The sequence below is a fragment of the Streptomyces sp. NPDC001530 genome (assembly GCF_042894545.1).
GTDB lineage: Bacteria > Actinomycetota > Actinomycetes > Streptomycetales > Streptomycetaceae > Streptomyces.
Map to the genome: position 1 here is coordinate 42,917 of NZ_JBIAVS010000037.1, position 26,050 is coordinate 68,966.

The 26,050-nt window shown below is 70.7% G+C and carries 22 protein-coding genes and 3 pseudogenes; 15 read left to right on the plus strand and 10 right to left on the minus strand.

Annotated elements, in window-relative coordinates; translation table 11 throughout:
- The first annotated feature begins 1 nt into the window (after position 1).
- Positions 2 to 1,135, plus strand: a complete 1,134-nt coding sequence (locus tag ACFY0T_RS46010) for a ricin-type beta-trefoil lectin domain protein (RefSeq protein WP_388884528.1) — start codon at positions 2 to 4, stop codon at positions 1,133 to 1,135.
- Between the two features lie 34 nt (positions 1,136 to 1,169).
- Here the strand turns inward: ACFY0T_RS46010 and ACFY0T_RS46015 are convergent, their stop codons facing one another.
- Complete coding sequence (locus tag ACFY0T_RS46015; protein ID WP_388884529.1) at positions 1,170 to 2,513, minus strand: hypothetical protein; 1,344 nt, start codon at positions 2,511 to 2,513, stop codon at positions 1,170 to 1,172.
- Positions 2,514 to 2,708: 195 nt separating this feature from the next.
- On the opposite strand from ACFY0T_RS46015, the gene ACFY0T_RS46020 reads away from it, so the two are divergent.
- Together ACFY0T_RS46020 and ACFY0T_RS46025 are read left to right on the plus strand one after the other, a co-directional pair.
- Positions 2,709 to 3,464: a dienelactone hydrolase family protein gene (locus ACFY0T_RS46020; RefSeq protein WP_388884530.1), complete on the plus strand. Its 756-nt coding sequence runs from the start codon at positions 2,709 to 2,711 to the stop codon at positions 3,462 to 3,464.
- 297 nt (positions 3,465 to 3,761) lie between these two features.
- Positions 3,762 to 4,682, plus strand: coding sequence for an alpha/beta hydrolase (locus tag ACFY0T_RS46025; protein ID WP_388884531.1), 921 nt, complete (start codon positions 3,762 to 3,764; stop codon positions 4,680 to 4,682).
- 11 nt (positions 4,683 to 4,693) lie between these two features.
- On the opposite strand, the pseudogene ACFY0T_RS46030 reads toward ACFY0T_RS46025, so the two are convergent.
- A pseudogene (locus tag ACFY0T_RS46030) lies at positions 4,694 to 5,115 on the minus strand (hypothetical protein).
- A gap of 148 nt (positions 5,116 to 5,263) precedes the next feature.
- Between ACFY0T_RS46030 and ACFY0T_RS46035 the strand changes: the two are divergent.
- A complete protein-coding gene (locus tag ACFY0T_RS46035; protein ID WP_388884532.1) occupies positions 5,264 to 5,803 on the plus strand; it encodes a CGNR zinc finger domain-containing protein in 540 nt (179 codons plus the stop codon).
- A gap of 100 nt (positions 5,804 to 5,903) precedes the next feature.
- Here ACFY0T_RS46035 and ACFY0T_RS46040 read toward each other — a convergent pair whose 3' ends face one another.
- From ACFY0T_RS46040 to ACFY0T_RS46050, 3 genes are all read right to left on the minus strand, one after another.
- A complete protein-coding gene (locus ACFY0T_RS46040; RefSeq protein WP_388884533.1) occupies positions 5,904 to 6,377 on the minus strand; it encodes a DNA starvation/stationary phase protection protein in 474 nt (157 codons plus the stop codon).
- 67 nt (positions 6,378 to 6,444) lie between these two features.
- Complete coding sequence (locus ACFY0T_RS46045) at positions 6,445 to 7,362, minus strand: GAF domain-containing protein (RefSeq protein ID WP_388884534.1); 918 nt, start codon at positions 7,360 to 7,362, stop codon at positions 6,445 to 6,447.
- A 92-nt stretch (positions 7,363 to 7,454) separates the two neighbouring features.
- Positions 7,455 to 10,244, minus strand: a complete 2,790-nt coding sequence (locus tag ACFY0T_RS46050) for an ATP-binding protein (protein WP_388884535.1) — start codon at positions 10,242 to 10,244, stop codon at positions 7,455 to 7,457.
- A gap of 263 nt (positions 10,245 to 10,507) precedes the next feature.
- Between ACFY0T_RS46050 and ACFY0T_RS46055 the strand changes: the two are divergent.
- Positions 10,508 to 12,435, plus strand: a pseudogene (locus ACFY0T_RS46055) (protease pro-enzyme activation domain-containing protein).
- A gap of 57 nt (positions 12,436 to 12,492) precedes the next feature.
- Here the strand turns inward: ACFY0T_RS46055 and ACFY0T_RS46060 are convergent.
- Together ACFY0T_RS46060 and dacB are read right to left on the minus strand one after the other, a co-directional pair.
- Positions 12,493 to 13,497: a ricin-type beta-trefoil lectin domain protein gene (locus ACFY0T_RS46060; RefSeq protein ID WP_388884536.1), complete on the minus strand. Its 1,005-nt coding sequence runs from the start codon at positions 13,495 to 13,497 to the stop codon at positions 12,493 to 12,495.
- A 119-nt stretch (positions 13,498 to 13,616) separates the two neighbouring features.
- On the minus strand, positions 13,617 to 14,990 hold the full coding sequence (dacB, locus tag ACFY0T_RS46065; RefSeq protein ID WP_388884537.1) for a D-alanyl-D-alanine carboxypeptidase/D-alanyl-D-alanine-endopeptidase: 1,374 nt from the start codon (positions 14,988 to 14,990) through the stop codon (positions 13,617 to 13,619).
- Positions 14,991 to 15,146: 156 nt separating this feature from the next.
- Here dacB and ACFY0T_RS46070 point away from each other — a divergent pair, with 156 nt between their 5' ends.
- The 3 genes from ACFY0T_RS46070 to ACFY0T_RS46080 all read left to right on the plus strand — a co-directional run bounded on the left by ACFY0T_RS46070 (position 15,147) and on the right by ACFY0T_RS46080 (position 17,540).
- Positions 15,147 to 15,623, plus strand: a complete 477-nt coding sequence (locus tag ACFY0T_RS46070; RefSeq protein ID WP_388884538.1) for a hypothetical protein — start codon at positions 15,147 to 15,149, stop codon at positions 15,621 to 15,623.
- A 127-nt stretch (positions 15,624 to 15,750) separates the two neighbouring features.
- Complete coding sequence (locus tag ACFY0T_RS46075; protein ID WP_388884539.1) at positions 15,751 to 17,034, plus strand: cytochrome P450; 1,284 nt, start codon at positions 15,751 to 15,753, stop codon at positions 17,032 to 17,034.
- Between the two features lie 218 nt (positions 17,035 to 17,252).
- Positions 17,253 to 17,540 (plus strand): RICIN domain-containing protein, encoded by a 288-nt coding sequence (locus ACFY0T_RS46080; protein ID WP_388884540.1) that lies wholly within the window; start codon positions 17,253 to 17,255, stop codon positions 17,538 to 17,540.
- A 66-nt stretch (positions 17,541 to 17,606) separates the two neighbouring features.
- Here ACFY0T_RS46080 and ACFY0T_RS46085 read toward each other — a convergent pair whose 3' ends face one another.
- Positions 17,607 to 18,050, minus strand: a complete 444-nt coding sequence (locus tag ACFY0T_RS46085; RefSeq protein ID WP_388884541.1) for a DUF6924 domain-containing protein — start codon at positions 18,048 to 18,050, stop codon at positions 17,607 to 17,609.
- 189 nt (positions 18,051 to 18,239) lie between these two features.
- Between ACFY0T_RS46085 and ACFY0T_RS46090 the strand changes: the two genes are divergently transcribed.
- The 5 genes and pseudogenes from ACFY0T_RS46090 to ACFY0T_RS46110 all read left to right on the plus strand — a co-directional run bounded on the left by ACFY0T_RS46090 (position 18,240) and on the right by ACFY0T_RS46110 (position 22,927).
- The gene (locus tag ACFY0T_RS46090) at positions 18,240 to 18,434 is read left to right on the plus strand and encodes a hypothetical protein (RefSeq protein ID WP_388884542.1); all 195 of its coding nucleotides are present in this window, start codon (positions 18,240 to 18,242) and stop codon (positions 18,432 to 18,434) included.
- A 28-nt stretch (positions 18,435 to 18,462) separates the two neighbouring features.
- Positions 18,463 to 18,642 (plus strand): hypothetical protein, encoded by a 180-nt coding sequence (locus ACFY0T_RS46095; protein ID WP_388884543.1) that lies wholly within the window; start codon positions 18,463 to 18,465, stop codon positions 18,640 to 18,642.
- A gap of 333 nt (positions 18,643 to 18,975) precedes the next feature.
- Positions 18,976 to 20,717 (plus strand): annotated as a pseudogene (gene poxB / locus ACFY0T_RS46100) (ubiquinone-dependent pyruvate dehydrogenase).
- An 81-nt stretch (positions 20,718 to 20,798) separates the two neighbouring features.
- Entirely contained in the window at positions 20,799 to 21,254 is a 456-nt protein-coding gene (locus tag ACFY0T_RS46105) for a MarR family winged helix-turn-helix transcriptional regulator (protein WP_388884544.1), read from the plus strand.
- Positions 21,255 to 21,268: 14 nt separating this feature from the next.
- Complete coding sequence (locus ACFY0T_RS46110; RefSeq protein ID WP_388884545.1) at positions 21,269 to 22,927, plus strand: MDR family MFS transporter; 1,659 nt, start codon at positions 21,269 to 21,271, stop codon at positions 22,925 to 22,927.
- Positions 22,928 to 22,994: 67 nt separating this feature from the next.
- Here ACFY0T_RS46110 and ACFY0T_RS46115 read toward each other — a convergent pair whose 3' ends face one another.
- Positions 22,995 to 23,273, minus strand: coding sequence for a hypothetical protein (locus tag ACFY0T_RS46115; RefSeq protein ID WP_388884546.1), 279 nt, complete (start codon positions 23,271 to 23,273; stop codon positions 22,995 to 22,997).
- A 416-nt stretch (positions 23,274 to 23,689) separates the two neighbouring features.
- On the opposite strand from ACFY0T_RS46115, the gene ACFY0T_RS46120 reads away from it, so the two are divergent.
- Positions 23,690 to 24,064 carry a response regulator gene (locus ACFY0T_RS46120; protein ID WP_388884547.1) on the plus strand — a complete coding sequence of 125 codons (375 nt, stop codon included), beginning with the start codon at positions 23,690 to 23,692 and terminating at the stop codon, positions 24,062 to 24,064.
- On the opposite strand, the gene ACFY0T_RS46125 is transcribed toward ACFY0T_RS46120, so the two are convergent.
- Entirely contained in the window at positions 24,036 to 25,424 is a 1,389-nt protein-coding gene (locus ACFY0T_RS46125) for an MFS transporter (protein WP_388884548.1), read from the minus strand. The two genes, ACFY0T_RS46120 and ACFY0T_RS46125, sit on opposite strands and share 29 nt — an antisense overlap.
- Before the next feature lie 105 nt (positions 25,425 to 25,529).
- On the opposite strand from ACFY0T_RS46125, the gene ACFY0T_RS46130 reads away from it, so the two are divergent.
- Complete coding sequence (locus ACFY0T_RS46130) at positions 25,530 to 26,003, plus strand: MarR family winged helix-turn-helix transcriptional regulator (protein WP_388884549.1); 474 nt, start codon at positions 25,530 to 25,532, stop codon at positions 26,001 to 26,003.
- Positions 26,004 to 26,050: the final 47 nt, after the last annotated feature.

Consider the following 26,050-nt stretch of genomic DNA (forward strand, 5'->3'; position numbering starts at 1 on the left):
CATGACGACACCTTCCCCGTCCGACGGGCCCCAGCCGCCGGGCCCGCCGTCGCCCTCGACCGACGAGGAGCCGCTGCCGCCGGCCGGTGGCGGCAGTACGGCACCGACGCCTGCTGCCGGTGGCGAGAGCACGGCATCTCCTGTCGGTCGTGACGGCACGGCACCTCCGTCGCCCGCCGGTGAGACCCGGTCCGACGAGGAGACGCCGCTGGTCCGTCTCTCCGCCGGGTCTTCGGCGCCCGGAGGCCGGTCCTTCGCGGCCGACTTCGCCCGCCGCCACTACTTCTCCGGCGCCCGTCTGCTCAAGCCCGGCCGCCGGGTGGCGATCGCGCTGGCCGGGGTGACCGGGCTGGCGGTCGTGGGCGCGGGCGCGGTCGCCGGGATCGCGCGGCTCGGCGGCGACGACACCGCGCAGGCTGCGGCCACGGTCCAGGCCACCGACGAGGCGGCCGGTGCGTCGACGCCCCACGCTTCCGCGAGCTCCGCACGGCCCTCTCAGCGGCCCTCGAGCAAGCCCAAAGGCCACTCCTCGGCCAATAAGGACGGCTCGTCGGCGCAGGACGCCGGTTCCGGCCTGCCCGCGGAGGCCGCCCTGCCCGGCACCGTGAGCGGCAGCGGCGGTGGTGGCGGTGGCACCGCCCAGGGCAGCGGCACCGGGAGCGGTACGACGGGTTCCGGCACCCAGTCGACCCCGAAGCCGCCGAAGAAGTCCAGCGGTTCCAGCGCCTCCAGCGGCTTCACCGGCAAGCTCCTGTTCAACTTCGCCTCCAGCCTCTGCCTGGCCACCCAGGGCGGTTCACGGGCGGCCGGCACCCAGACGGTGCTCGCCGACTGCGACAGCAAGGACCCGTCGCAGGGCTGGACGTTCCCCTCCGACGGCACCGTCCGCGACTTCGGCGGCACGATGTGCCTGGACGTCTCCGGCCTGGGCAACGGCACCCTGGTGCGGCTGGCGAACTGCTCCTCCTCCCGCGCCGCGAACCAGAGGTTCGTCCTCAAGGGCTCCTACGACCTGGTCGTCAACGTCAATCCGGATCAGTGCGTGGACGCCAAGGACAAGAGCACCGCGGTCGGGACCGTCCTCCAGCTGTGGAGCTGCGCCGGCACTGCGAACCAGAAGTGGCGTACGGCCTGACACCCCGCACGGCCATGGCGTCCTGGGCCGAGGCCTAGGACGCCATGGAGAACCGGTGCCGGACGGAGAACTCGAGCAGCCGCTCCCGGTCGCCGGTGCCGAGGTCGCCGTACGCGTGGACTACGACACGTTCCAGGACGTCGGGCTCCAGCCGTCCGAGCAGGGAGTCCAGACCGGGCCACAGGCACTCGGCGAGCGGCCGGTCCGGCACTCCGAGGTCGATCGCGACGGATTCCGGGGTGGGTGGACGCAGCGTGGCGAGGAGGGGCGGCTCGGCGTCGCGCGGGCCGAGCCACAGCCCTGCCGGGGTCACGACCGCCTTGCAGTCCTTGCTGTCCTTGCCCAGTGACAGCCCGTCGGTCGCGGCGGTCCCTCGCGGGTCCGCGGGCACCTGCCACTCCGTCACATGCGGGGACCGGTCGCTTCCGGCGGTCGCGGGTGAGCAGACCACCGTGCGGGCGAAGGGGCGCCACGACGGTCGGCCGCGGGAGTCGACCATGCGCAGCTCCACCGTGGCGTCGCCCGCCGAGGCGCCGTTCGGGACGGCACGGTCCGTGGCGACCGGGGCGCCCACGGCCACGCGGACATCGCTGTCCAGCAGGTCCGCCAGCTCCTCCCCGATCCGCAGCAGCGGCTGTCCGTCCAGCGACAGCAGCCTCAGTGCCGCACGCACGGGCCCGGGCAGGGCGGCCATCACCACCGCGAGAACGGCGGCCGGCACCTGGGCGGAATCGAGGATCAGCTGCGGCCGGTCGCGCTCCGGCGGGATCGCGTGCGGCCTGGTGTGGGCGGTGACGGGCGCCGGGCCCGCGGGCCGGACGGCGAGTCCGGCCGGAACGGGCTCGATCACATGACCGGCGACCGTCTGCCGGCCCACCCGCCGCACGGCCATCTCCCAGTCCGAGACCGGAAGATGGCTGCTCACGCGCCGGGCCTCCGCACCGGGGGAGAAGTGCCACCAGCCGCCGGAGGCACCCGGAAGGTCGGGGGAGAACAGGCCGCCGTCGGACGTGACCAGCGCGGTCCCGGCTGGCGCCAGGACATCCAGCCCCCACCGCTCGCAGATCGTCCTGGCCGCCGACGGACGCCCTCCAACCCCGTGGGCGCCCGCGGACATCACCAGGGTCAGCAGCCGCACCTGCGCGTCCCGGACGGAGTCCAGGCTCGGCGCCAACCACTCGCACAACGCCTCGACACCGTCCTCGTGCAGGGGCGCGCCGACCACCACGGCGGCCTCACCCGGGCGGACGGGGCAGAGGCGCCCGACGAGCTCGGTGAGCCACTGCGGCGGCCGGTTCCCGTTGTGTACGAGGTGGATGTGGTCGCCGGCCCGCGAGACCGTCGGGGACGACGCGGTGTCGGGCTCGTGTTCGGTCACCGTATTGCTCCCGCGGGGACGACGGTCACATGTGAGTGGGCCGGACTGGGCTGCCGACCGCACATGTGCAATGACGCATGTGAGTCTACGCGCAATGCACACGTGTTCAAATTGTCGCCGTCACTGGGAATCGGGACCGCGGCACAAGTGTTGCCGACGTGTGAGTGACGATCCAGCTCAGAGAGGCTCACCCCTATGGACTCCGTGACCGGAACCCTCGTGGACATCCGCACCGCCGACGGCATCGCCGACGCCTATCTGGCGCACCCCGACGACGGGCAGGCCCACCCGGGTGTGCTCATGTACCAGGACGCGTTCGGCGTGCGTCCGCATCTGACGGCCATGGCCGACCGGCTGGCGGCCGCCGGCTACACCGTGCTCGCCCCGAACGTCTTCTACCTGCACGGGCGTATCCCGGTCGTGGAGCTGCCCGCGTTCATCGACATGGCGGCCCGGCCGGACATCTTGGGGAAGGTCGTGCCGCTGATGGAGGCGCTCAGCCCCGAGCTGACGGAACGTGACGCCGGGGCCTTCCTGGGGTGGTTCGCACAGTCGCCGCTGGTCACGGACGGGCCGGTGGGTATCACCGGGTACTGCATGGGGGCGAGGCTCGCGCTCTACACGGCCGGCACCCACCCCGACCGGGTCGCCGCGGCGGCCGGATTCCACGGCGGCGACCTGGCGAGCGAGGCACCGTACAGTCCGCACCTGCTGGCCGACCGGATCACCGCCGAGCTGTACTTCGCGCACGCCGACGAGGACCCCTCGATGCCCGAGGAACAGGTCCGCAGGCTGGAGAAGGCGCTCACCGACGCCGGTGTCGCGCACCGGTGCGAGGTCTACGCGGGCGCCCATCACGGCTACACCCAGTCCGACACAGCCGCCTACAACCCGGCGGCGGCCGAGCGGCACTGGACGGAACTGCTGGCCCTGTTCGGCCGCGTCCTCTGAGCCGGGGCGCGGTTCGCGGGCGGCGTGCGGAGGGCTGGGCCCGGTCGGTGCGGTCACCGGACGGGCCCGACCCCTCTCGCACGCGGTGATGATCGCGTCGTAGCCCTCGCGCATCGCCTTGGCGGAGAGGTTGGTGTGCACCGGCACCTCGGGGTTCAAGGGTGCGCGTCACATGTGAGGGGGGGGCAAGGGTTTTCCCAGGCAGAAACCTGTCTCTACCGCGGCCGCGCCGCGTGACGGAGTCTGGAGACACGTTCAAAACGAACGGATTCCTCACCTCTCGGATGGAGTTCTCCCATGTCCAGGACCCGCGTCAGCTTCGACAGCGCCGGCATCGAGCTCGCCGCACATCTCTACACCCCCGACACCCCGGCCGCCGGCCCCCGTCCGGCGCTGGTGGTCGGCCACCCCGGCACCGGCGTGAAGGAGCAGACCTCCGGCACCTACGCGCGGCTGATGGCCGAGCGCGGATTCGTCACCCTCGCTTTCGACGCCGCCTACCAGGGCGAGTCGGGCGGCCTGCCGCGCGGTCTTGAGGACCCCGCCCAGCGCATCGAGGACTTCAAGGCCGCCGTGTCATACCTCACCACCCGCGAGGAGGTCGACCCTGACCGCGTCGCTCTGCTCGGCATTTGCGCCTCCGGCGGCTACTCGCTGGCCGCCACCGGCGGCGACCACCGCGTCAAGGCCGTGGCCACCGTGAGCACCGCCGAACCGGCCCGCCAGTTCCGTTTCGGCGCCGACGGCTCCCAGGACCCGGCCGTCTTTCAGGCCCTCCTGGATGCCGCCGCCCAGGCCCGCACCCGCGCCGCCCGCGGCGAGGACCCCGGCGTGCTGACGATGTTCCCCGAGACCGCCGACGAGGCGGGCGCCCTGGGCGGCGAGCACGGCGTCGAGGGCTGGGAGTACTACTGCGGCGCCCGCGGTTATCACGAGCGCTCCGCGAAGTTCCTCACCTGGGACAGCGTCGACAAGATGGCCTCCAGCGACGTCTTCCGCTCGGTCCCTCTCATCGGCCCCCGCCCCGTTCTGCAGATCATCGGCGAGCGGGCGGTGACCGCCTGGATGGCGATCGAGGCCCACCAGGCCGCCACCGGCCCCAAGGAGCTCCACCGCATCCCCGGCGCCAGCCACGTCGACCTCTACGACAAGCGCGAGTTCATCAACCCCGCCGTCGACAAGCTCGCCGACTTCTTCACCGTCAACCTGGCCAAGTGACCGACGGCCCGTCACTTCGCCTGCAGGGGCCCCGCGAAGGACTTGCGCAGGGACCCGGGGGCGGCGAGGGGCATCAGGGCGGCGAGCATCTTGCCCTTGAGCGTGCTGGGCTGCCGCGTCAGTTCGACGTCGACCCGGGTGCCCTCGCCCTGCGGGGTCATCCGGAAGACCCAGCCGCCGCCGGCGCCGAAGAGCTTGGAGTCGAGCGTGGTGATGGTGACCGTGTCACCGGCCGGCTCCCACTCGTAGCGGGCCCGCTCCCAGGCCGCGGCGGTCCCTTCGGTGACCTCGGCCCAGGCGTCGCCGAGGTCGTGGACCTCGAAGTGCGCGGCGTCGATCGTGGGCCAGGCCTCGGCCCGCTGAAGTCGGTCAGTATCTGGAGCACGTCCTTCGGGCCGAGCCGGGAGACGAGGTGGAAGCGTACGACGGTCATGGGATGTCCTCACTGAGAAGTGGACCGAGAAGTATGCGGGCCGAGAAATCGCCGTTCTGGCCGGTGACGAGAGGTTCCCAAAGGCTCGCGTCACCCGTCAAGATGGTTACTATCGAAATGCAGACAGGTCCCTTGCCAGGAGGGTCACGTGAGACATGTGTTTCCGTGCGGGACGCCCGCGCTCGACTTCGTGGGCACCCTGCAGGAGCGGCGGACGCCGGTCCCGACCGAGCGGATCGGCTCTCCCGCACTGCTCGACTCCTGGTTCGTCGAGGCCGGGTTGCTCGACCGGCGGCCCGGATCGGACCGGTCCGACCTGCGCGCGGCGCTGGAACTGCGAGAAGCGATCTACGCGCTGCTCAGGGCCCGGCTCACCGGTCGCCCGCGGCCCGTCTGGGCGGTGATCACGGTGAACCGGCGGGCCGCCGGGGTGCCGGTGGCGATGCGCCTGGACACCGCGGGTACGAGCCGTTCCGGGAAAGCCGCCCAGGCCCTCACCGAGTTCGCCCGCGAGGCCGTCGAGATCCTCGCCGGAACGGAGGCGGCGCTGCTGCGCGAGTGCGGGCGCCTCGACTGCACCCACGTCTACCTCGACCGCTCCCGGGGCCGCCGCAGGGAGTGGTGCGCGATGCGGACCTGCGGAAACCGCGTCAAGGCAGCCGCACTGCGAGCACGCCGACGGGCATGACACAGTTACGGACACGCCGACGGGCGTGACACATGTACGGCAGGGACGGCCCCGCCGTACGGAATCGTCCCCGCGATCCTCAGCCGAGGTTCTCGCTGTCTCAACCCCGGTTCTCTGCCTGGAACATCCAGCTCTGCTTCTCCAGGTCGGCGGTCAGGCCGATCAGCAGATCCTGTGTCACGGCGTCGGCCGGACCGGTCACCTCGATGCGTTCCCGCACCCGTCCGATGACGGCGGAGAACGCCTCGACCAGGGCCTCCACGGCGTCGACGTCCTTCGTCCAGCCCGGCGCGAACCCGGGCAGTCCGCTGGTCGCGGCGATGGTGCCGGCCCGTCCGTCCGGGCTGACGCCGAGCGCGGCGGCGCGTTCGGCCACCGTGTCGGCATACTCGCGCGCGGTGGTGACCACCTCGTCGAGTTGCAGGTGGATGGAGCGGAAGCGCGGCCCGTACAGGTTCCAGTGCGCCTGCTTGGCCACCAGGGACAGGTCGAGCAGGTCCACCAGGGTCGCCTGGAGGGCGTTGCCCGCGATCTCGCGTTCCTGGTCCGGCAGAGGGCTGTTGATGACGGTCATGGGTGTGCGGTTCCTTTCCGGATGATCGCCGATGACATCAGTCTGGAAGCCGCTGTCATGCCCGGGATCAGTCGTTTGACTGTCGGGGCTGCGGCACGAAAGCCTCAGTGCCGGGCAGCGATTCCGCCTCGGCGTCGAGCTTCGCCAACTCGCCCTCGGTCAGTTCGCGTTCGTCCCGCCAGGTGAGGCCGACGACGGCACGGACCGCGCCGTCCGCGCCTCGCACGGGCAGCGCGACGGCGGCCTTGCCGTCCACGGCCTTGGCACCCGGCTTGACCGCGTCGCTGTCGTCCTCCTTGAGATTGCGGGTCTGGATCGGCCGATCCTGCTCCCAGGCGAGACCCGCCATGCCCTTGCCGAGGGGGATGCGCGCGGTGATCTCCTGAACCCTGGGCGGGATGTTGTGCGCGGCCGTGATGTGCAGCAGGTCGTCACGCACCACGTGGACCGTGCCGGCGACGGCCTCGTGGCGGTCGAGCAGACCGCGCAGCCAGAGGTTCGTGGGCTCGTCGAGCATGGTCGTGCTCGCCTCCGGCAGGCCGAGGGTCCGGGCGATCTCCGAGACCTGCCCGGACCACGGAGCGGGCCTCATGGTGGCGCTGTCGAGGCGCACGACCGTACGGCTGCCGTGGGCGTATGTCGTCTTTCCGTCGACCGAACACACTCGGTAGCCCGCGGTGGCGGAGGTGGTGCCCAGGCGCCGCATCCACAGGTGTACGGCGTACTCGCCGATCTCCGCGATAGGGCGGTCGTAGGTGATGTCAAACGTCTTGGCGACGTTGAAGCCGTCCCCTTCGAGACCGCTCCTGCCGCCCAGGCCCTTGCCCCGCCAGAACCACCCCCACGCCCGCTCGACCAGCACCTGGTAGTGGCCGTTGTGCAACAGGCCCATCGGGTCCAGGTCGTCGAAGTGGACGACCACGGGCATCAGGACGCCGACATCGTTGCCCGGTGCGTCGGCGGCGGTGTGGGAGGTGGCGGTCATCGTTGCTCCTAGGGTCGTGTCATCTGCCCGCAGACAGATACGTGTGAACACGTATTAGCGAGGATAGCCTCAGGCGTCTTCGGAGACGAACGTCAGCCTGAGTCCTGCTGCCGCAGCGCGTCCCGCAGGGCCACCCGGGAGGCGATGCCGAGCTTGGGATAGATCTGGTACAGGTGCGCGCCGACCGTGCGGTGGGAGATGAACAGGCGCTCGGCGATCTGCTTGTTGGTCAGGCCGGTCGCGGCGAGCTCCGCGATCTCCCGTTCCTGCGCGGTGAGCACGCCCCCGCTCCGGTCGTCCGGATCCGGTACGACCCGGCCGGCCGCCCGCAGCTCCTTGCGCGCCCGCTCGGCCCAGGCCGCGGAGTCCAGCTGCTGGAACGTCTTCAGCGCGGCCGTCAGGGGAGCCTTGGACTCGGACAGCGCCCTTGACCTGCGCAGCCATTCGCCGTGCGCCAGCCGCACCCGCGCCAGGGCGAACGGCCACCGCTCCGCGTCCGGCGTGGCCAGCGCCTTCGCGAACAGGCGGGCCGCCTCGGCGCCGTCCTCCGCGACGAGCGCCTCGGCGCAGTCGGCCATCATGCCCAGACGCGGGGAGAGCCCGGCGACGTTCGTCTCCCGCAGCGCCCGCACATGTGCGACGGCCTCCGCGCGCCGGTCGGTGCGTACGGCGGCCTCGACCAACTCGAAGAACACCCACGCCGCGTGCGCGACGTACGGGGGGAAACTGCCCGCGGGGCTGATGGAGTTGAGCCGGCCGAACGCCGCGTCGAAGTCGCCGTCGGCGATGTCCGCGAGGGCGTGGACGTGCAGGGCGCAGTGGACGGCCTCCCGGATGCCGCGGGGCGCCGCCCAGTTCGTCATCGCGTCGGCGAGCGCGTGCGCGGTCTCCGTGTCACCCCGCGACGCGGTCACCAGCCCCTTGGTGTACTGGGAGAACCAGGTGCAGACGGTGTACCCGGACTTCTCGCACAGCGTCAGCCCCTCCTCCGACAGCTCCAGGACCTCGGTCCACTTGCCCCGGTGGTAGTCGTCCAGGCACAGATGGAGCAGGGCGCCGATGTGGCGGCGCACCGGGCCGCCCTCGCGGCCCTGCCGGACCAGCCGCCACGCCGCCTCACGCACCGCGGCGAGCCGGTCCGGGTATAGGGCGGCTGTTCCCACTCGTACGACCCGCGCGGGGTCGGTCTCCTTCAGGGCGCCCTCGATGATCTCGTCCAGCTCCCGGAGCGTCGCCGCGTCGGCGTGGGCCGGGTCGCCCCAGGTGCGGGCGGCGACCAGCAGCAGCGGCGGGGGAGCGGGGCGCAGCCGGTTGACGGCCCGGTAGTAGGGCTCCCACAACTCGCCGTCGGCCCCGTAGTTGCACAGCAGCAGCAGAAAGTGCAGCGCGTCGATGAGCGCGGGGTCCTCGGCGTCGTAGCCGTGGTCGCCCTCCTCGATGGCGCCGACCAGCAGGCGGTGGGCGGTGGCGAGGTCGCCGTCGCTGTTCAGCACGAGCTGCACGGCGGCGTTCGCGGAATTCAGGGACGTGCCGTGCGTGGGGTCCGCCCGTGAGGCGTCCGCCAGCAGCTCGAAGGCGCTGCGCAGGGCGCCGATCGCCTCGGCGCCCACATAGGCCGCCTCCGACAGCCGGCGCGCCCGGTCGGTGTTCCGCGGGCTCAGGTCGGCCGCCCGCGTCAGCGCGGCGATCGCGGCGACGGCGTCCCCGCGGTCCAGGATGCGCCGCGCGGTGCGCTCCAGCAGCAGGGCCACCTCCTCGTCGGGCTGGAGAGTGGCCTCGCCCAGGTGCCAGGCACGTTGCTCCGGCTTGTCGGCCGACACATGTGCCAGGGCGCGGTGCGCCGCGCGCCGGGCGCTGCTGGTGGCGGCCTCGACCACGGCCGACATGATCAGCGGATGCCGGAACACCAGCCGTCGCGGGGACTCCTCCACCCGTACGAGCCCGTCCTGTTCGGCCGCGTCGAGATCGCGCAGGTCCGCCTCGCCGTCCAACTCCCGCGAGGCCGCCGACAGCACGCCGAGGTCGCCGCTGCCGTCCAGGGTGGCGAGCAGCAGCAGGTCGCGGGTCGCAGCGGGCAGGGCCTGGACACGGGAGACGAACAGCGACTGCAGGCGTTCGCCCAACGGCAGCAGGGTCGGCAGGATCTCCCGGGCCCGGCGCTGGTCGGCGCGCAGCGCGTCGGGCAGTTCGAGCAGGGCCAGCGGATTGCCCTGCGCGGCGTCCAGCAGCCGCCGCCGCACCGGCAGCGCCAGATCGGGGAAGCGCTGGTCGACGAGGCGGGCGGCGGAGTCCTCGTCCAGGGCGGGCAGTTCGTACGACGTGAGGCCGCCGCCGTCGAAGAAGCTGCCCATGCCGGTGCGGGAGGCGGTGAGGAACCGGATGCGCTCGCCGGACAGCCTGCGGGCGACGAAACCGAACACGGCGGCGCTGGCCCGATCCACCCAGGGCAGGTCGTCCACGATCAGCAGGAGAGGGCTGTCCTCGGCCGCGACGCGCACCAGCGCCAGCGTGGCGTTGCACACGACCAGACGTTTGGGCGCCGGCCCGGCGCCGAACCCCAGGGCGACGCTCATGGCCTCCCGGCCGACGGGGTCGAGCCGGTCGAGGGCGTCGTACAGCGGCAGCAGGATCTGGTTCAGCGCCGAATAGCTGACGTCCGCCTCGAACTCGGCACCCGCCGCGCGCAGCACACGTGTGCCGCTCTCGGCGGCCGCCCGGGCCACGGCGTCCAGCACCGCGGACTTGCCGACGCCGGGGTCCCCGGACAACAGCAGGGCGCCGCCGGCGTGTTGCTCGAACACACCGAGGATGTGGTGCAGGTCGCGCTCGCGCCCCACGAGGCGGTCGATGGCACCGACCCGCGCCGCGTCAGTGAACACCACAGGCCACGTCCCTTCACCGGTGCCCAGCCATTGTAGGAGTGCGCAGGTCAGCACCGACTGCCGCGCCCACGCGATGATCGTAGGGGCATGCTCGGTGATCACGCGGCCATCGAACCGGGCCGCGCTCCGACGGCCCCGCCAGGCATCGTCCCTGACGGCACATCACCGTGAACCCTGCCGCGATCCGGCTCCGTTCGTATCAATGGTCCGGTTTCCAGCCGACCGACCGCTCCCATGCAAGGAACCGAACGGCAGGAGAACTGATGAAACACGACCCCACCGCACGGCGGGCCGGGGCGGGCATGGCGGTGTTACCGCTGCTCGCGGGTGCGCTGCTGCTCGGCACACCCCTGGCACACGCCGCTGACACACCCGGCCGTCACGGGCTGGCCGGCACCAAGCCGGGGTGGGCGACGGCCAAGGCGGACCGGGGCGCCACCTCGGACAGCGCCGAGATCTCCGTCCGTGTCTACCTCGCCGAAAGCGACGCGAACGGCCTCGCCGCCTACGCGCGCGGTCGCCGACCCCGACTCGGCGCTGTACGGCAAGTACCTGAGCGCCGAGCAGGCGCAGGCCCGATTCGGCGCGAGCAACGCCCAGATCGCCGCGGTCAGAACCTGGCTGACGCCGGCCGGTCTGAAGGTCACGGACGTCACGCGGCACTACGTGTCCGTCACAGGCGAGGTGGCCGCCGTGGAGAAGGCGTTCGGCACGCAGCTGCACGACTACGCCAAGGGTCCCGGACTTACCACGCCCCGACCGCCACCGCCTCGGTGCCGCCGTCCGTGAGCGGTGCCGTCCTGGCGGTCACCGGCCTGGACAACGCGCCGCGCCGACTCGGCCACGACGACCAACTGCCCCCGCCGGGTGACGCGTTCGCCAACTCAGGGCCGTTCTCCACATACTACGGCTCCAAGACCGCGACCACGCTGCCCGACGCGTACGGCAAGAAGATCCCGTACGCGGTCAAGGGCTACACCGGCAGACAGCTGCGCGCCGCCTACGGCGCGGGGAAGTACACCGGCAAGGGCGTGCGGATCGCCATCACCGACGCCTACGCCTCGCCCACCATCGCCAAGGATGCGGCCACCTACGCGAAGGCGCACGGCGCCGCCGCCTGGAAGCCCGGTCAGCTGACCCAGGTGCTCGCGAACGACTGGACCGACACCGAGGAGTGCGGGGCGGCGGGCTGGTACGGCGAGGAAACCCTCGACGTCGCGGCCGTACACGCGGTCGCGCCGGCCGCGGACGTCACCTACGTGGGCGCCTCCTCGTGCTCCACGGACGCCTTCTACGACGCGCTCTCCACGGTCGCCGACCGCCACCTCGCCGACATCGTCTCCAACTCCTGGGGCGACCTCGAGGCCAACCAGACGCCGGAGAGCGCGGCCGCCTACGACCAGGTCTTCCAACTCGGCGCTGTCGAAGGCATCGGCTTCTACTTCTCCTCCGGCGACTACGTCGACAACGTGGAGGTCACCGGAACGAAGCGGACCAACTTCCCGGCCCAGTCGGCCTGGGTGACGGCGGTACCTCGCTGGCCGTCGGCAAGGGCGACAAGTACCTGTGGGAGACCGGCTGGGGCACCCAGAAGGCCGCGCTGTCCGCGGACGGCACGGCCTGGGACGGCTTCCCCGGCACGTTCAACGGCGGCGCGGGCGGCGGCACCAGCAAGACCGTGGCCGCGCCCTTCTACCAGCAAGGTGTCGTCCCGGACGCGCTGGCGAAGGCCAACAGCGCCGCCGGCAACCGGATCGTTCCCGACATCTCCGCGGTCGCCGACCCCAACACCGGCTTCCTCATCGGCCAGACGCAGACCTTCCCCGACGGGTCGCTGCGCTACAGCGAGTCCCGGATCGGCGGCACCTCACTGGCCGCGCCGGTCATCGCGGCGGTGCAGGCCCCCGCCCAGGAGGCCCGCGGCGGCAAGCCCATCGGCTTCGCCAACCCGGCGATCTACTCCCGGTACGGGGGGACCACCTACCACGACGTCACGGACACCCCGACCGACACCGAACTCGCCGTGGCCCGCGTCGACTTCGCCAACGGCCACGACGCCGCCGACGGCCTGCTCACCTCCGTGCGCAGCCTCGGCAAGGACACCTCCCTCAAGGCCGTGAAGGGCTACGACGACGTCACCGGCGTGGGCACACCCGCGAACGGCTACGTCCAGTCGTACCGCCGGCACTGACCTCCATCCGCACCACACACGCGGGCAGGAACGGCGTGTCGCCGGACCCGCCCGCTTCTACTCCGGGGACCACTTCTGGTTGTCCTGGCCGGAGCAGGACCATAGCTGAATCCTGGAGCCGTTGGTCTTCTGGTGGTCCCGTACGTCCGCGCACTTGTCGGCGAGCGCGCTCACCAGGTCGTGGCGGACGTTCAGCTCGAACCGCTGCGCCGAGCTCCCGTTGCAGGAACCGATCTCGAGGTCGATCCCGTCGTCGGTCGACCCGCCCGCCAACTGCACGCACATACCGAGCGCGCGCATGGTCCCGCCGGTGAACGTCCACTGCTGCGAGGCGGATGCGGAGCAGTCCCAGATCATCAGCTTCGCACCCTGCACGGCCTTGCCGCCGACGATGTCGATACAGCGCTTCGAGTCGTGGCTGAAGATGTTCACACCCGGTACGGCGGTCGCGGTGGTCGACTTGGGCTGGGTGTCGTCCTGCGGCCGACCGGTGTTGTCCGCGCCGGGGGCCGCCGAGCCCTCGCCCGACGCACTGGCGCTGGGCGCCGCGGAGGCCGACTTCTTCGACGCGTCGGGCTTCTTGCCGGACTTGTCGGTGGACGCGCTCGCCGAGGGCGCCGACGCACCGCTGAGCGCGTCGATGACGTCCGTGCCGCGGTCGTCGGTCACCGAGGCGTCGTCACGCCGGTCGTCGTCGGAACCGTTGACCAGACCCAGGGTCACCAGGACCCCGACCACCGACAACAGCCCGACGACACTGACGACGCCGAGAGCGCCGCGAAGCCCCTCGCGCCGGGGCTTGTCGGTGGTGTTCGGGGTGGTGGTGCTCGGGGTGGTGACGTCCGATGCGGACTCCCTGCTCGCGTCCGCGCGGCCGGTGTTGCCCCGCGGCCCGAGGGAGGAGAGCTGGGCGAGCCGGGGCACGGAAGTGCTCTTGCTGGTCGTGGCGCCCTCCTGGGAGGGGACAGAACCGGAGCTGGCCGAACTGACCGACTTGGCGCTGCCCGGAACTCTCCTCGGGAGTTCCCCTCCTGACTGGGGCGGCGTGTGCGGAGGTTTCATGGGTTCCTTTCCAGCGGAGCCGGGGAATGGGGCCGGGCACGGACATGGCGGCACGCACGGGCGCCGTCCGACCCCGGCGGTCGGACGGCGCCCGGTACGTCCGGTACCCGGTCTCGGACCTAGGCCCAGCAACCGTTCACGGTGGCGGCCAGGCCGTCCATCGCGTCCTTGATGTCGTTCGGAGCGGCTGTGGAGCCGTTCTCGATGAAGGAGAAGACACGCCACTCGCCGTCGTCGGTCCTGGTCAGACCGCTCAGGGCGATGGCACCGGTGAGCGTGCCGGTCTTCGCCTGCACCTTGCCGACCGCGCACCGGGAGTTCGAGTCGTCGAACCTGCCCCACTCCGGGCCGAGCGTGGAGCCCGCCTCGCCGGCGACCGGCAGGCCATCCAGGATGGCGCCCAGGGTGTGCGCGTGGCGGGGCTCGGTGAGCAGTTCGAGGATCTGCGAGAGGGTGGCCGCCGGGATGCGGTCGGTCCGGGACAGTCCGCTGCCGTCGTGGATCTCGAAGTTGTCGAGCGAGACACCGTAATGCCTGAGCACCTCGCGTACGACCTCGGCGCCGCCCTCGAAGGTCGCGGGACGTCCGGCGCCCAGGGCCGTCATCCGCAGCAGGGTCTCGGCGATGTTGTTGTCGCTGGTCTTGAGCATCTTCTTGACGATGTCCGACAGCGGCGCCGACTTGTGACGTGCGACCGGTACGTCGGTGTGGTCGGCCGTGCCACGCGTGACCTCGCCCTCCATCGTGACGCCGTCCGCCGCGAGCAGCTTGGCGAAGGTCTGCCCAGCGTCGATGGAGGTGTCCTGGACACCGCGGCCGTCGACGACCAACGCGCGGACGGGGGCGACGGTGTCCGGGTAGTAGCCGTCGTTCCAGCCGTCGGCCAGGGTAGGTGCGGGGAACAGGCTGTCGTCCACGGCGACCTTCACCGAGGTCAGGCCCGCTCTCTTCAGCCCGGCGACCGCACTCTGCGCCATGTCGGCGAGGTCGGCGCTGGTGAGGGTGCGGTCGCCGCCGCCGACGAGGGTCAGGGTGCCGTCGCCGTAGACCACCTTCGTGGTGAACCGGTGGTGCGGGCCGAGCACCGACAGGGCGGCGGTCGACGTGGCCAACTTGACGTTGGAGGCCGGCATCAGCGCGGTGGAGCCGTTGTGGTCCCACAGGGTGCTGTCGGAGTCCGCGTCGAGGACGACACCGCTCACGTCGGCGCCGAGCCGTTGGTCGAGCACCCGGGCGTCGAGGTTCGCGGCCATCTGCTGGTCGTCGACGTCGAAGCCACCGGTCGGGTCGGCGGCCGTGGCCGTGGTGCCGTTGCCGGACGCGGCGAAGGCGGAGGGCGCCGCCAGCGCGGCCGAGGCCATGGGGACGGCCAGCGCGAGCACGATCGCGCGCCGCGCACCCGAGCCGCCGTTCTGTGGGGTCCTTCGGTGCCGGCGTCGACCGCCGGGTACGAAGGCACTCGTCTGTTGTGTTTCCTCTGCCGCGTTACTCATGGAATCCAAAACGTTTGAGTCCAGATACATGTGAAAGGGAGGTCGGCGCGCACCCTACCACCGGTCGCCATCGCACATGTGTGTCTTTCGCGGGCGCGGGTGTGTCTAAACTAACGCGCGTTTTCTGGCGGGCGTGAACCATGGAGGATGCCGCCGATGAAGTCCCTCCGGCGGAAGTCGACCCCATGGCCCGGCCTCTGCACACGGTCCGCCGTGGCGGCGCTGGCCGTCATGGGATGCTTGCTCCTCGGCCGGGCAGACGAGCGGCCGGGTGTCGCCGAGCGGGTGACGCCGGGCCGCGTGTGCCGGTCCGCTCTGCCACGCGGCATGGAGCTGTCCTGCGCGACGTACGGGCTCGTTGACCTGCGCTATCGCTGTCCCACCGGGCGTCATGACGCCCGGCGATGCGTGCGGACGTCCGGCGTGACGGTGCGCAATTCGGGCCGCTCTCGCGTCTATGTGACGTACATAGCCGGAGCTCGTCAGGGCGTGCGCGAGCAGGGACCGCAACGGGCGCTCGAACCGGGAACCGAGACCACCCTCCGCCCCGGCGGGGGCCGGTGGCTGTACGACATCTCGCTGCTCGGCACGGAGGAGAAGGCGAGCACTCTGGAGGTGGTCCGGGTCCCGTGACGTCCCACCTGACGACCTGCGGTGCCCGGCGCGAACGGTGCACGTGTGAACCTTCCGCCCGACCGGCTCCGTGTCCTGCATGACGGCCGTTGCACCCGGCAGGGGCGTCCGGATCGAGGAATCAGGGATGGACACGTACCAGAACACCACCCAACCGGCCGGAGAACCGCACGAGCAGCACGCTCCACACAACGATTCATACGACCCGCACGAACTCGTCGTCATGGGCCCCGAGTTCAAGGCGGACGCCCACCGGCGCTACGCGCGGCTGCGGGCGAAGGGCCCTATCCACCGGGCGCAGTTCTTCCCCGGCATCACGGGCTGGCTGGTCGTCGACTACGACCTCGCCCGCGAGGCGCTGACCCATCCGGCGCTGCTCAAGGACCCGGAACCGGCCGCCGAGATGCTGGAGGCGGCGGGGTTCCTCGGGCACAAGCGCGGTACCGGGTTCGGCGGTCAGATGCTGGAGGCGGACCCGCCCGAGCACACCCGGCTGCGCCGTCTGGTGTCGGGTGTCTTCTCCCGGAAGCGGTCCGCCGCGATGGAACCGCGTATCACCGAGATCGCCAACGAGCTCATCGACGCCATGCCGCCGTCTGGTGAGCTGGACCTCGTGCAGGCCTTCACCGCGCCGCTGCCGGTCACGGTGATCGCCGAACTGCTCGGCATCCCGGAGGCCGACCGGCAGGACTTCCGCCGCTGGACGGCCCTCGCCTTCCAGGTGGGCCACCCCGAGTACGCCACCGCGGTGGCGAGCCTGCACGGCTTCCTGCGCCAACTGGTCGAGGACAAGCGCCGTGCCCCCGGCGACGACCTGATGTCCGCCCTCGTCGCCGCCCGCGACAAGGACGACGGCCGCCTCTCCGAGGAGGAACTCGCCGGTACAGCGGCCCTGCTCGTCATCGCCGGCCACGAGACCACCGTCAACCTCCTGGGCAACTCCGTGCTGGCGCTGCTCCGACACCCCGACCAGCTGCGGCTGCTGCGCAACGACCTGCGTCTGCTGCCCGACGCGATCGAGGAGTTCCTGCGATACGACACCTCCGTCGAGCGCACCACGAACCGGTACGCCGCCGAGGACCTGGAGCTCGGCGGAGCGCACATCCCCCGGGGCGGCATCGTCACGGTGGCTCTCGCGTCGGCGAACCGTGTCGCCCCCCTGCCCGGCGGCGGCGACCCTGATGCCCTCGACATCGCCCGTCCCGTCGCCCGCCATCTCTCCTTCGGCCACGGCATCCACCACTGCCTGGGCGCCCCGCTGGCCCGCCTGGAGGCCCGCGTCGCCCTGCATACCCTGCTCACCCGCGTCCCGCACCTGGAACTGGCGGTGCCTGCCGAGTCGTTGGACTGGTTCCCGGCCGGCATGGTGCGGGGCGTGCTGTCGTTGCCGGTGCGCTACCGCCTCGGGTGAGGCCCGCCGCTGTCATGAGGAGACATGTGTTCCTGCCGGGTCTCGCTATGTGACACTTGCGGTCCGGGACGTCGGCGGGTTTCTAGGTGTCATCAAACCTCAACTAGTGCGTTACCAGGGCTGGCCAAGGGGCACCTAAAGCGCTCGAGTGGGGTGTCGGCAGGGCCGATCACGAGACAGGTTTCCGCCGCACGATTGCCGAGACCACGTCCGGCGGCGTGTGGATCTACGGTCAGAAGTTCATCAACGGAACCGTGCAGCCCGAGGGCAAGTGCATGAACGTCAGTGGTAACTCGACCAGCAACGGCGACCTCATCAACTGGACGACGTGCAACGGTTCCGGGGGCCAGCATTTCCGTTTGAACTCCTGGCACGACCTGACCAACCCGCAGTCCGGCAACAAGTGTGTCGACGTGAAGGACAAGAGCACCGCCAACGGCGCGAATCTGCAGTTGTGGACGTGCGCGGGCACGTCCAACCAGAAGTGGAGCACGCGCACCCCGTAGGCGCCTGCATGGGTGTCCCCCGCCCGGTCGGGGGACACCCATCCGCATCGAGCGGGCCCGACCAGGTCAGAATCCGCGGAAAACACCGTCCTCCCCGGCGGCGTCCACGAACTCCTCCCAGTCCATGTTGGCCAGCGTGATGTTGCTGTCGATCGCCGACAAGTACGCTGCCGTGACCCGGAGTTCCTCGTGGCCCTGCGCGGGACCTTCGTCGTCCTCGTCCGCCTTCAGGACGGCCAGCAGTGGCATCTCTGCCTCTGTAAAAACCCTTTTGTCCGCCACGAACAGCAGTTCCTGGTCGACGGCGGCGAGCGCGACGATCTGCTCGGCGGTCAGGTCGCGGTAGGCGTGGTCGTCCACGAAGTGGACGTAGGCGACGAAGCCGTCTTCGTTCGGGGTGTTGACGGCTGTGCGAAGTGCCTGCCAGGCCGTCTCGTCGGAGAAGTCGGTGCGAATCAGCAGGCTGTTCTCGCTCTGCGGCAGGTTCGGCAGGCTCGGCAGGTTCTTCATGACGGGGCTCCTAGGAGGGCAGGGGAGGGGCCGGACTCTCCAGGACCGGCATACGTGTGAACGTGCGGGTGGATCCGGAGGTTCACGCCCCCGGATCGTCACCGGCTTGACAGGTGACGCGATGGGGGTGCAGCTGACAGTGGTCCCGGCTGACGGGCCCGTTCACGATTGATGAAGTGGAGGCTGGCCATGAGCCAGGAAGCCACGATGGACGCCGCCGTGGCGGCCCGGCACGCACGCTTCGGCAAGCTGCCCGAGCGCATCCGATACGAGGACATGACGGAAGTGGTGCAGTCCGAGCCGCACGGCGGGACGAACACCTCGCACGAGGACGCGGCTGCGTGGCGCACCTTCTCGTGTCTTGCCCTCGACCTGGGGCTGTAGCCCCCGAGCCGGCGACAGGGAAAGAACCATGAACGCATACGAGGACCCCCTCTTCCCCGGCCGTCTGAGCAAGGAGCAGGAGGCCATCGAGGAGCTTCTCCGCCGGGTCAACTGCAACGACCGACGGGAGGCGGACCGGGAGGCGGAGGAGTACACCAGACGGACACACCGGCTGGCGGCTGTCACGTTTCTCAGTGCGGTGCTGTGACCTCGAGAACCGTGCCGGTCCCGCCGTACCGATGACGAAGCTCGCGCCCCGGACGCAGGTCAAAACGGGGCGCGGGCTTTCTGGGTGCGGTGTGTCTTACGGTGCCGCAAGGGCCCGAGGGGCCCGAATCAGGCAAATCCAGCAGTAGTCCGACCGAGAAGCCACAGACACCCCCACACCCGTCACGCAGTCATTCGACGGATGTGTGCGCGATGCAGGTTCTTGAAGACTGGCCACATGCTCGTCGACCACGGCGAGCCGTTCCGGGCGGCTCCCGTCCGAGTGGTCTCCTTCCGCACCCGAAGCGCTCACGACCGACGAAAGGCCACCCTCATGCCCACCTTCGCCGACCACGTCATCGCCTCGCTCAAGGCCTCCGGTGTGCGCCGCCTGTACGGTCTGCCCGGGGACTCGCTCAACGGTCTGACGGACGCCATCCGCCGGGACGACCGCGTCGACTGGGTGCATGTGCGGCACGAGGAGAGCGCGGCCCTCGCGGCGGCGGCCGAGGCCGGCCTGACCGGCGAGCTCGGCGTCTGTGTCGGCAGCTGTGGCCCGGGCAACCTGCACCTCATCAACGGCCTCTTCGACGCCCAGCGCAGCCGTGTCCCGGTTCTCGCCATCGCCGCCCAGATCCCCGGCGGCGAGATCGGCTCCGGCTACTTCCAGGAGACCCGCCCGCAGGAGCTGTTCGCCGAGTGCAGCGTCTACGCCGAGGTCGTCACCAGCCCGGAATCCGGCCCGCGCATCCTGGAGACGGCGATGCGTGCGGCCGTGGAGCGCAGGGGAGTGGCGGTCGTGGTCGTCCCCGGCGAGATCTTCCTCGCCAAGACCGGCCGGGACCTCGCCCCCACCGTCGTACGGCCGACCCGGACCGTCGTCCGCCCCGACGACGAGGCACTCACCGAGGCCGCCGAACTGCTCAACGACGCGCAACGCGTCACGATCCTCGCCGGCGCCGGCGCGGCCGGTGCACACGACGACCTGGTCCGGCTCGCCGAGACCCTCAAGGCCCCGGTCGTGCACGCGCTTCGCGGCAAGGAGTACGTCGAGTACGACAACCCGTACGACGTCGGCATGACCGGCCTGCTCGGCTTCGCCTCCGGCTACAAGGCGATCGAGGAAGCGGACACCCTGCTCATGCTGGGCACCGACTTCCCCTACCGGCAGTTCTATCCGCAGGGCGCGAAGGTGATCCAGCTCGACATCCGCGGCGAGCAGATCGGCCGCTGCACCCATGTCGACCTGCCTCTGGTCGGCAGCGTCCGGGACACCCTGCCCACGCTGCTGCCGCTGCTGTCCGTCAAGACCGCCGAGCCCGCCCGCGACCACCTCGACCAGGCTCGCGCCCACTACGCCCGCACCCGCAAGTCACTGGACGCGTTCGCCGTCAACGACCGCGAACGCACCCCGATCCACCCGCAGTTCGTGGCCCGCACCCTTGATCGGCTCGCCGACGAGGACGCCGTCTTCACCGTGGACGTCGGCTCCCCGGTGGTGTGGGCGGCCCGCTATCTGACGTTCAACGGGCGTCGGCGGCTGTTGGGGTCGTTCAACCACGGCACGATGGCCTGTGCGCTGCCGCACGCGGTCGGCGCGCAGGCGGCGTATCCGGGCCGTCAGGTCGTCTCGCTGTCCGGCGACGGCGGACTCACCATGCTCCTCGGCGAGTTGTTCACCCTGCGGCAGAACCGGCTACCCGCCAAGATCGTCGTCTTCAACAACGGGTCGCTCAATTTCGTCGAGCTGGAGATGAAGGCCGCCGGCATCGTCAACTACGCGACCGAGCTGGACAATCCGCAGCTCGCCGAGGTCGCCGCCGCGATCGGGCTGTGGGCCGCCGGGTCGAGCGGCCCGGCGACCTGGAGGAGGCGCTCAAGGGCGCCTTCGCCTACGAGGGCCCGGCGCTGGTCGAGGTCATGACGGCACGTCAGGAGCTGTCTGTGCCGCCCGCGGTCTCGGTGGAGCAGGCCAAGGGCTTCACCCTCTATGCGATCCGCACCATCCTCTCCGGCCGCGGCGAGGAGTTGCTCGATCTGGTGACGACCAACGTGGCCCGCCGGATCCTGCGTTGAGCTGACGCACACCTGAGAAAACCTGCCCGAGGCGATCGAGTAACCACATGGTTGCCTCAAGCAATGAAATGGGAGATGCGTGTGGCCGAGAGAGCCCAGTACGAGGAGCTGACGCGCCAGCTGAGCGCCGTCGGTGCCGTACGACGACAGCTGGACCGGAGCCTGCCGGGCGGCTGCTCCAGCGGAACCGCCGTGGTGCTGGCGCTGCTCGACCGCGACGGCGACCTGCGCATCGGCAGGCTCGCGGAACTGCTCGCCGTCGACATGTCGGTCACCAGCCGCCACGTGGCGCACCTGGCCGAGCGGGGCTGGATCGACCGCAGCCCCGACCCCGCCGACCGGCGCTCGCGCATCCTGCGCCTGACCCCCGAGGGCCGCAACCGGCTGGCCGAACTGTCCGACCGCGCCGCCGAGTTGCTCGCCCTGCGGCTGAGCGACTGGAGCGAGGAGGACGTACGCCGGCTGACGTCGCTGCTGTCCCGGCTCCGGGCGAGCTTCGACGACGCCCCCACCCGTACCCCCGCAGTCACCTTGTAAGGACGAGATACCCCATGACAACCACCCCCAGGGTCGGCGCACCAGCCGACCAGGCACAGGTGGCAGAAGACGCCGTGCCGATGACCCACCCGCAGATCATGCGAGCGCTGTCGGGACTGCTGCTCGGCCTGTTCGCCGCCATCCTGTCCTCGACCGTCGTCACCAACGCGCTGCCCAGGATCATCGGCGACCTGGGCGGCGGCCAGAGCGCCTACACCTGGGTCGTCACCTCCTCCCTGCTGGCGGTCACCGCCTCCACGCCTCTGTGGGGAAAGCTCGCGGACCAGTTCAGCAAGAAGATCCTGGTCCAGTCGGCGCTGATCATCTACGCCGCCGGTTCGCTCGTCGCCGGTCTCGCGCAGAACCCCGCCACGCTGATCACCGCACGTGTCATCCAGGGCCTGGGCGGCGGCGGTCTGTCCGCGCTGTCACAGGTCGTCCTGGCGGCGATGATCGCCCCGCGTCAGCGCGGCCGCTACTCCGGCTATCTCGGCGCGACCTTCGCTGTTGCCACCGTCGGCGGTCCGCTCCTCGGCGGTGTCATCACCGACACCAGCTGGCTCGGCTGGCGGTGGTGTCTGTTTGTCGGCATCCCCTTCGCGATCGTCGCCCTGGTCGTGCTGCAGCGGACGCTGAACCTTCCGGTGGCCAAACGCCAGGTAAAGGTCGACTGGGCCGGCGCGTTCTTCGTCACCGCGGCCGTCTGCGCCCTGCTGATCTGGGTCACCTTCGCCGACGACAAGTACGCCTGGCTGTCCTGGCAGACGTACACGCTGGTCGGCGCCTCGCTCGTGCTGACGGTGGTCTTCCTGTCCGTCGAGACGAAGGCCGGCGAACCGATCATCCCGTTGCGGCTGTTCCGCAACCGCACCATCGCCCTCGCCTCCATCGCCTCGCTCTTCTCCGGCGTCGCCCTGTTCGCGGGCACCGTCTTCTTCAGCCAGTACTTCCAGTTGGCCCGGGGCGACTCCCCGACCAAGTCCGGCCTCATGACGATCCCGTTCATCGCGGGCCTGTTCATCGCTTCCACGGTCTCCGGCCGGATCATCACCCGCACCGGGAGGTGGAAGAGCTGGCTGCTGGCGGGCGGTGTGCTGCTGACAGCCGGCCTGGCACTGCTGGGCATGCTCCGCTACGACACCTCGTACCTGTTCATCGCGCTGTGCATGGCGCTGATGGGCCTCGGCGTCGGCATGACCCTCCAGAACCTCGTGCTGTGCACGCAGAACCAGGTGTCCTCGAACGATCTGGGCGCCGCCTCCTCCACGGTGACCTTCTTCCGCTCCCTCGGCGGCGCGGTCGGAGTCTCGGTGCTCGGCTCGGTCCTCACCACCCGCATCGCCCACTACGCGCGCGACACCATCACCCAGCTCGCCCCGCGGGACCGGGCGACCGCCGCGAGGGCCTCCGGCGGCGGCGAACTGCCCGACCTCGCCCTCCTCCCCACCCCGGTCCGCACCTGGCTGGAGGGCGCCTACGGCCACGCCATCGGCGACATCTTCATGTACGTCGCCCCGGTAGCCCTGATCGCCTTCCTGGTGACCCTCTTCATCAAGGAGGTCCCCCTGCGCGCCTCCAGCGGCCTGGTACAGGCAGCGGCTGACACCGCCCGGTCCTCGGGGGCCGCCGCCCCCGCCGACGGCACCGGCGTGCGTCGAACCCCGAGCTCCTGACCTCGGACGCGGGATCGCCGTACGACGGACATCGGTCACTCCGTCGTACGGCGGTCCCCTGCCGCGGTCAGGAGCCTGCGTCGCACAGATCGGTGGTCAGCGGTACGGCGCTCAGGGCGCTGCGGCCGCCGGAGTTCTGGATGGGCCAGGCGTCGCACAGCGCCCCGCCGTCGGCCGGGTGGCCACGCAGTACAAGGAACCGCTGGTCGGTGTGCGTCTCCAGGTCCAGCCGGAGACCGGTGGCCGGGACGGCGAAAAGCTCGGTGAAGTACCGCTTCGCATAGCCGGAGCCTGCCGTGCCGGGCGCGAACAGCCGCTGGAAGGAGGCGGGGTCCTGCTGGTGCACGGCCGTCGCCGCGTCGGCACGCAGTGCTTCGGGGCCGGGTGCCCCGGGGGCGGCGGGACCCTGCTAGGGCAGCAGCGAGCAGCAGATCACCGCCAGCCACACGCAGATCGCGCCGACCACCGTCCAGGTCCAGGGGATCTCGGCACATGCGGCATGTCACTGCTCCAGGGGGTCCGGCCCGGTGTGTCCCCAATGGGCCTCGGCGGATCCGGGAGGCCACGGCATATGTTTCTCGGTACGGACATCACGTTCGATGGAGCGTGCCCCATGTTTCTCGTCCGGTGGGTGTGGAGCTTCCCCTACAGGCGCTGTGCGGTCCCTGCTCGAGGGCCGGTGGGCCCTTTTGCGTGAGGGATACACAAAGCGTAGGGCTCCCCCTATGGTCCGGTCGTGAGGCGGTTCGGCATGCTGAGAGCATGTCCATCAATATCGTCGTCGTCGACGACGACCCTGGGTTCCGCCGGATCGCCGCGACGCTGCTGACGGCACGGGGCCTGCACGTCGTGGCGGAGTCCCAGGACGGCGCCTCGGCCCTGGCCGCGGTGCGGGCACATCGCCCCGACGGGCTGCTGCTCGATCTGCACCTGCCGGATGCGGACGGGCTCACCGTGGCACGCCGGCTCAGCGAGGAGAGCGACCGGCCGCGGATCGTGCTGACCTCCACCGACAAGTCGTTCTGGTCGCCGGAGGAGCTGGAGCGAGCGGGCATCGAGTCCTTCGTGGCGAAGGACAAGCTGTTCGACGCCGACCTTCGCGGTCTGTTCACACCCGCCGCGCCCCCGACGGAGTGATGGCGCACAGCACGACTCCCAGGCCCAGCAGCGCGAAGGTGACGGTGTGCAGGCCGCTGTCCGTGGCCCGGTCGCCGAAGGACAGGCTGATCAGGCTCGACGACAGCACGGCGCCCAGGTAGGTGAAGGTGCGCATGAGTCCGGCGGCGACGCCCACGGCCTCGGCGGGCGCCTGCTGGTACAGCGCGGCCTGGTTTCCGATCACTCCCAGGCCCGAGACGACCCCGAACACCATGGTGATCAGCACCAGGGCCCAGATCGGCGTGGTCGAGGTGAACAGCAGCAGCCCGGCCGGACCGACGACCGCCGCCGCGGCGGTGCAGTACAGGGCGGGGCGCACCAGGTTGCGCCGGGCGAAGGGGATGGAGACGAGGGCGGCGAACACGGACATCGGCAGGATCAGCAGACCCACGCCGATCGCGGACAGGCCCCGCGTCTCCTGCAGCCACTGGGTGAGGCCGTACAGGATGCAGTAGTTGAGCAGGAAGGTGAGGCAGACGCGCAGATAGGTGGCGCTCAGTGCCTTGTTCCCGGCGAGCATGCGTACGTCGACGAACGGATCGTGCGCCTTGCGCTCCCACAGGATCAGGGTGGCGAGCAGCACGACCGTAAGTGCGCAGAGCGGCCAGCGCGGGTGGTGCAGGTCATTGAGGAAGAACAGCAGGGACGCGATGGTGCCGGCGAACAGCACCATGCCGGGGATGTCCAGCGGGGACGGAGGCGCGCCGTGCGCGGTCCGCTCGGCGCGGGGAGGGTCGCGCGGCACCCAGGCGAGGGTCATCAGCACGCCGAGCAGAACCAGGGGCACATTGATGAAGAAGGTGATCCGCCAGCCGGCGGCCGCTGCCAGCAGCCCGCCCAGCGGCAGACCGAGGGCCGAGGTGACCTGGGCGGCGATCGCCAGCGCGCCCAGCGTGCCGCCCGTCGCCGCCGATTCGTGCTCGGCGGCCCACCGCCGGACGATCACCATCGCCGTCGGGTAGCCGGCCGAGGTGCCCACGCCGAGGATGACGCGGGCGGCGACCAGGGTTGGGAGGTTCGGCGCCACGGTGCCCAGCGCTCCGCCGATCCCGACCAGGATCAGTCCCGCCACGAAGACGCGGCGCGGGCCGAGGCGTTCGGCCAGCCGCCCCATGGTGGGCTGTCCGATGGCGCTGGCGAGGTAGAGGGTCGACACCAGCCAGATGGTGGACGCCGCTCCGGCGTGGAAGGTGTGTCCGATGGCGATGAGCGTCGTGGCGATGATCGAGCTGTTGATCGGGTTCAGGGACGAGCCGAGCATCAGGGGGAGGCTGAACCGCCAGCCGGGGCCCGCGGCCCCGCGGGTCTGGCCCAGCCGCATTGCTTCACGTATCTCCATGACATCAACAATACAGGCAACCTGAACAGTTTTCCTGCATACGTATTTCATGTATACGTATCTCGGGGCATTCGGAGACCTTCAGGTAACCTGTATGGTTCTGGCGTGGACCACGAAGAAGCCCCCTCGGCAGACCTGGCACTCGACCTCGTGCGGTCGATGGATCGCCTGCGCGGCCGCATCCGGTCGGAGAGCGGCATGCACGCGGGGCCTTGGAGCCGCAGTCAATTGGCCGCCCTCCACCGGGTGGCGTCCGGGCCGCCCGCGACCACGAGCGACCTCGCGGCGGCCGAGTACATGAAGCCACAGTCGATGGCCCAGACCCTGGCCGTCCTCGAGAAGCACGGTCTCGTCGCCCGCGCACCGGACCCCACCGACGGCCGTCGCGTCCTCTTCTCGGCCACCCGGCGCGGCCGGGAGGAGGTGGAGCAGTGGCTCCAGGCGCGCGAGGCCTGGCTCACCGACGCCATCGAAGACACGCTCACCGGCGAGGAACGCTCCGGTCTGGGGGCACTTGTGGCCATCCTCGAGCGCCTGGCCGATTCCGACGTCACCTCGTCGTCCCGTCGGCGGCGCTGAGGACCCGAGTCAAATGACGTATGCCTGGCCGAGAATCGCCTGCCAGA

Bases quoted from the DNA above. Each gene is read 5' to 3' on its own strand.
- ACFY0T_RS46010 (WP_388884528.1), top strand. From the start codon at position 2: ATGACGACACCTTCCCCGTCCGACGGGCCCCAGCCGCCGGGCCCGCCG.
- ACFY0T_RS46020 (WP_388884530.1), top strand. From the start codon at position 2,709: ATGGACTCCGTGACCGGAACCCTCGTGGACATCCGCACCGCCGACGGC.
- ACFY0T_RS46025 (WP_388884531.1), top strand. From the start codon at position 3,762: ATGTCCAGGACCCGCGTCAGCTTCGACAGCGCCGGCATCGAGCTCGCC.
- ACFY0T_RS46040 (WP_388884533.1), bottom strand. From the start codon at position 6,377: ATGACCGTCATCAACAGCCCTCTGCCGGACCAGGAACGCGAGATCGCG.
- ACFY0T_RS46045 (WP_388884534.1), bottom strand. From the start codon at position 7,362: ATGACCGCCACCTCCCACACCGCCGCCGACGCACCGGGCAACGATGTC.
- ACFY0T_RS46060 (WP_388884536.1), bottom strand. From the start codon at position 13,497: ATGAAACCTCCGCACACGCCGCCCCAGTCAGGAGGGGAACTCCCGAGG.
- dacB (WP_388884537.1), bottom strand. From the start codon at position 14,990: ATGAGTAACGCGGCAGAGGAAACACAACAGACGAGTGCCTTCGTACCC.
- ACFY0T_RS46070 (WP_388884538.1), top strand. From the start codon at position 15,147: ATGAAGTCCCTCCGGCGGAAGTCGACCCCATGGCCCGGCCTCTGCACA.
- ACFY0T_RS46075 (WP_388884539.1), top strand. From the start codon at position 15,751: ATGGACACGTACCAGAACACCACCCAACCGGCCGGAGAACCGCACGAG.
- ACFY0T_RS46085 (WP_388884541.1), bottom strand. From the start codon at position 18,050: ATGAAGAACCTGCCGAGCCTGCCGAACCTGCCGCAGAGCGAGAACAGC.
- ACFY0T_RS46090 (WP_388884542.1), top strand. From the start codon at position 18,240: ATGAGCCAGGAAGCCACGATGGACGCCGCCGTGGCGGCCCGGCACGCA.
- ACFY0T_RS46095 (WP_388884543.1), top strand. From the start codon at position 18,463: ATGAACGCATACGAGGACCCCCTCTTCCCCGGCCGTCTGAGCAAGGAG.
- ACFY0T_RS46110 (WP_388884545.1), top strand. From the start codon at position 21,269: ATGACAACCACCCCCAGGGTCGGCGCACCAGCCGACCAGGCACAGGTG.
- ACFY0T_RS46120 (WP_388884547.1), top strand. From the start codon at position 23,690: ATGTCCATCAATATCGTCGTCGTCGACGACGACCCTGGGTTCCGCCGG.
- ACFY0T_RS46125 (WP_388884548.1), bottom strand. From the start codon at position 25,424: ATGGAGATACGTGAAGCAATGCGGCTGGGCCAGACCCGCGGGGCCGCG.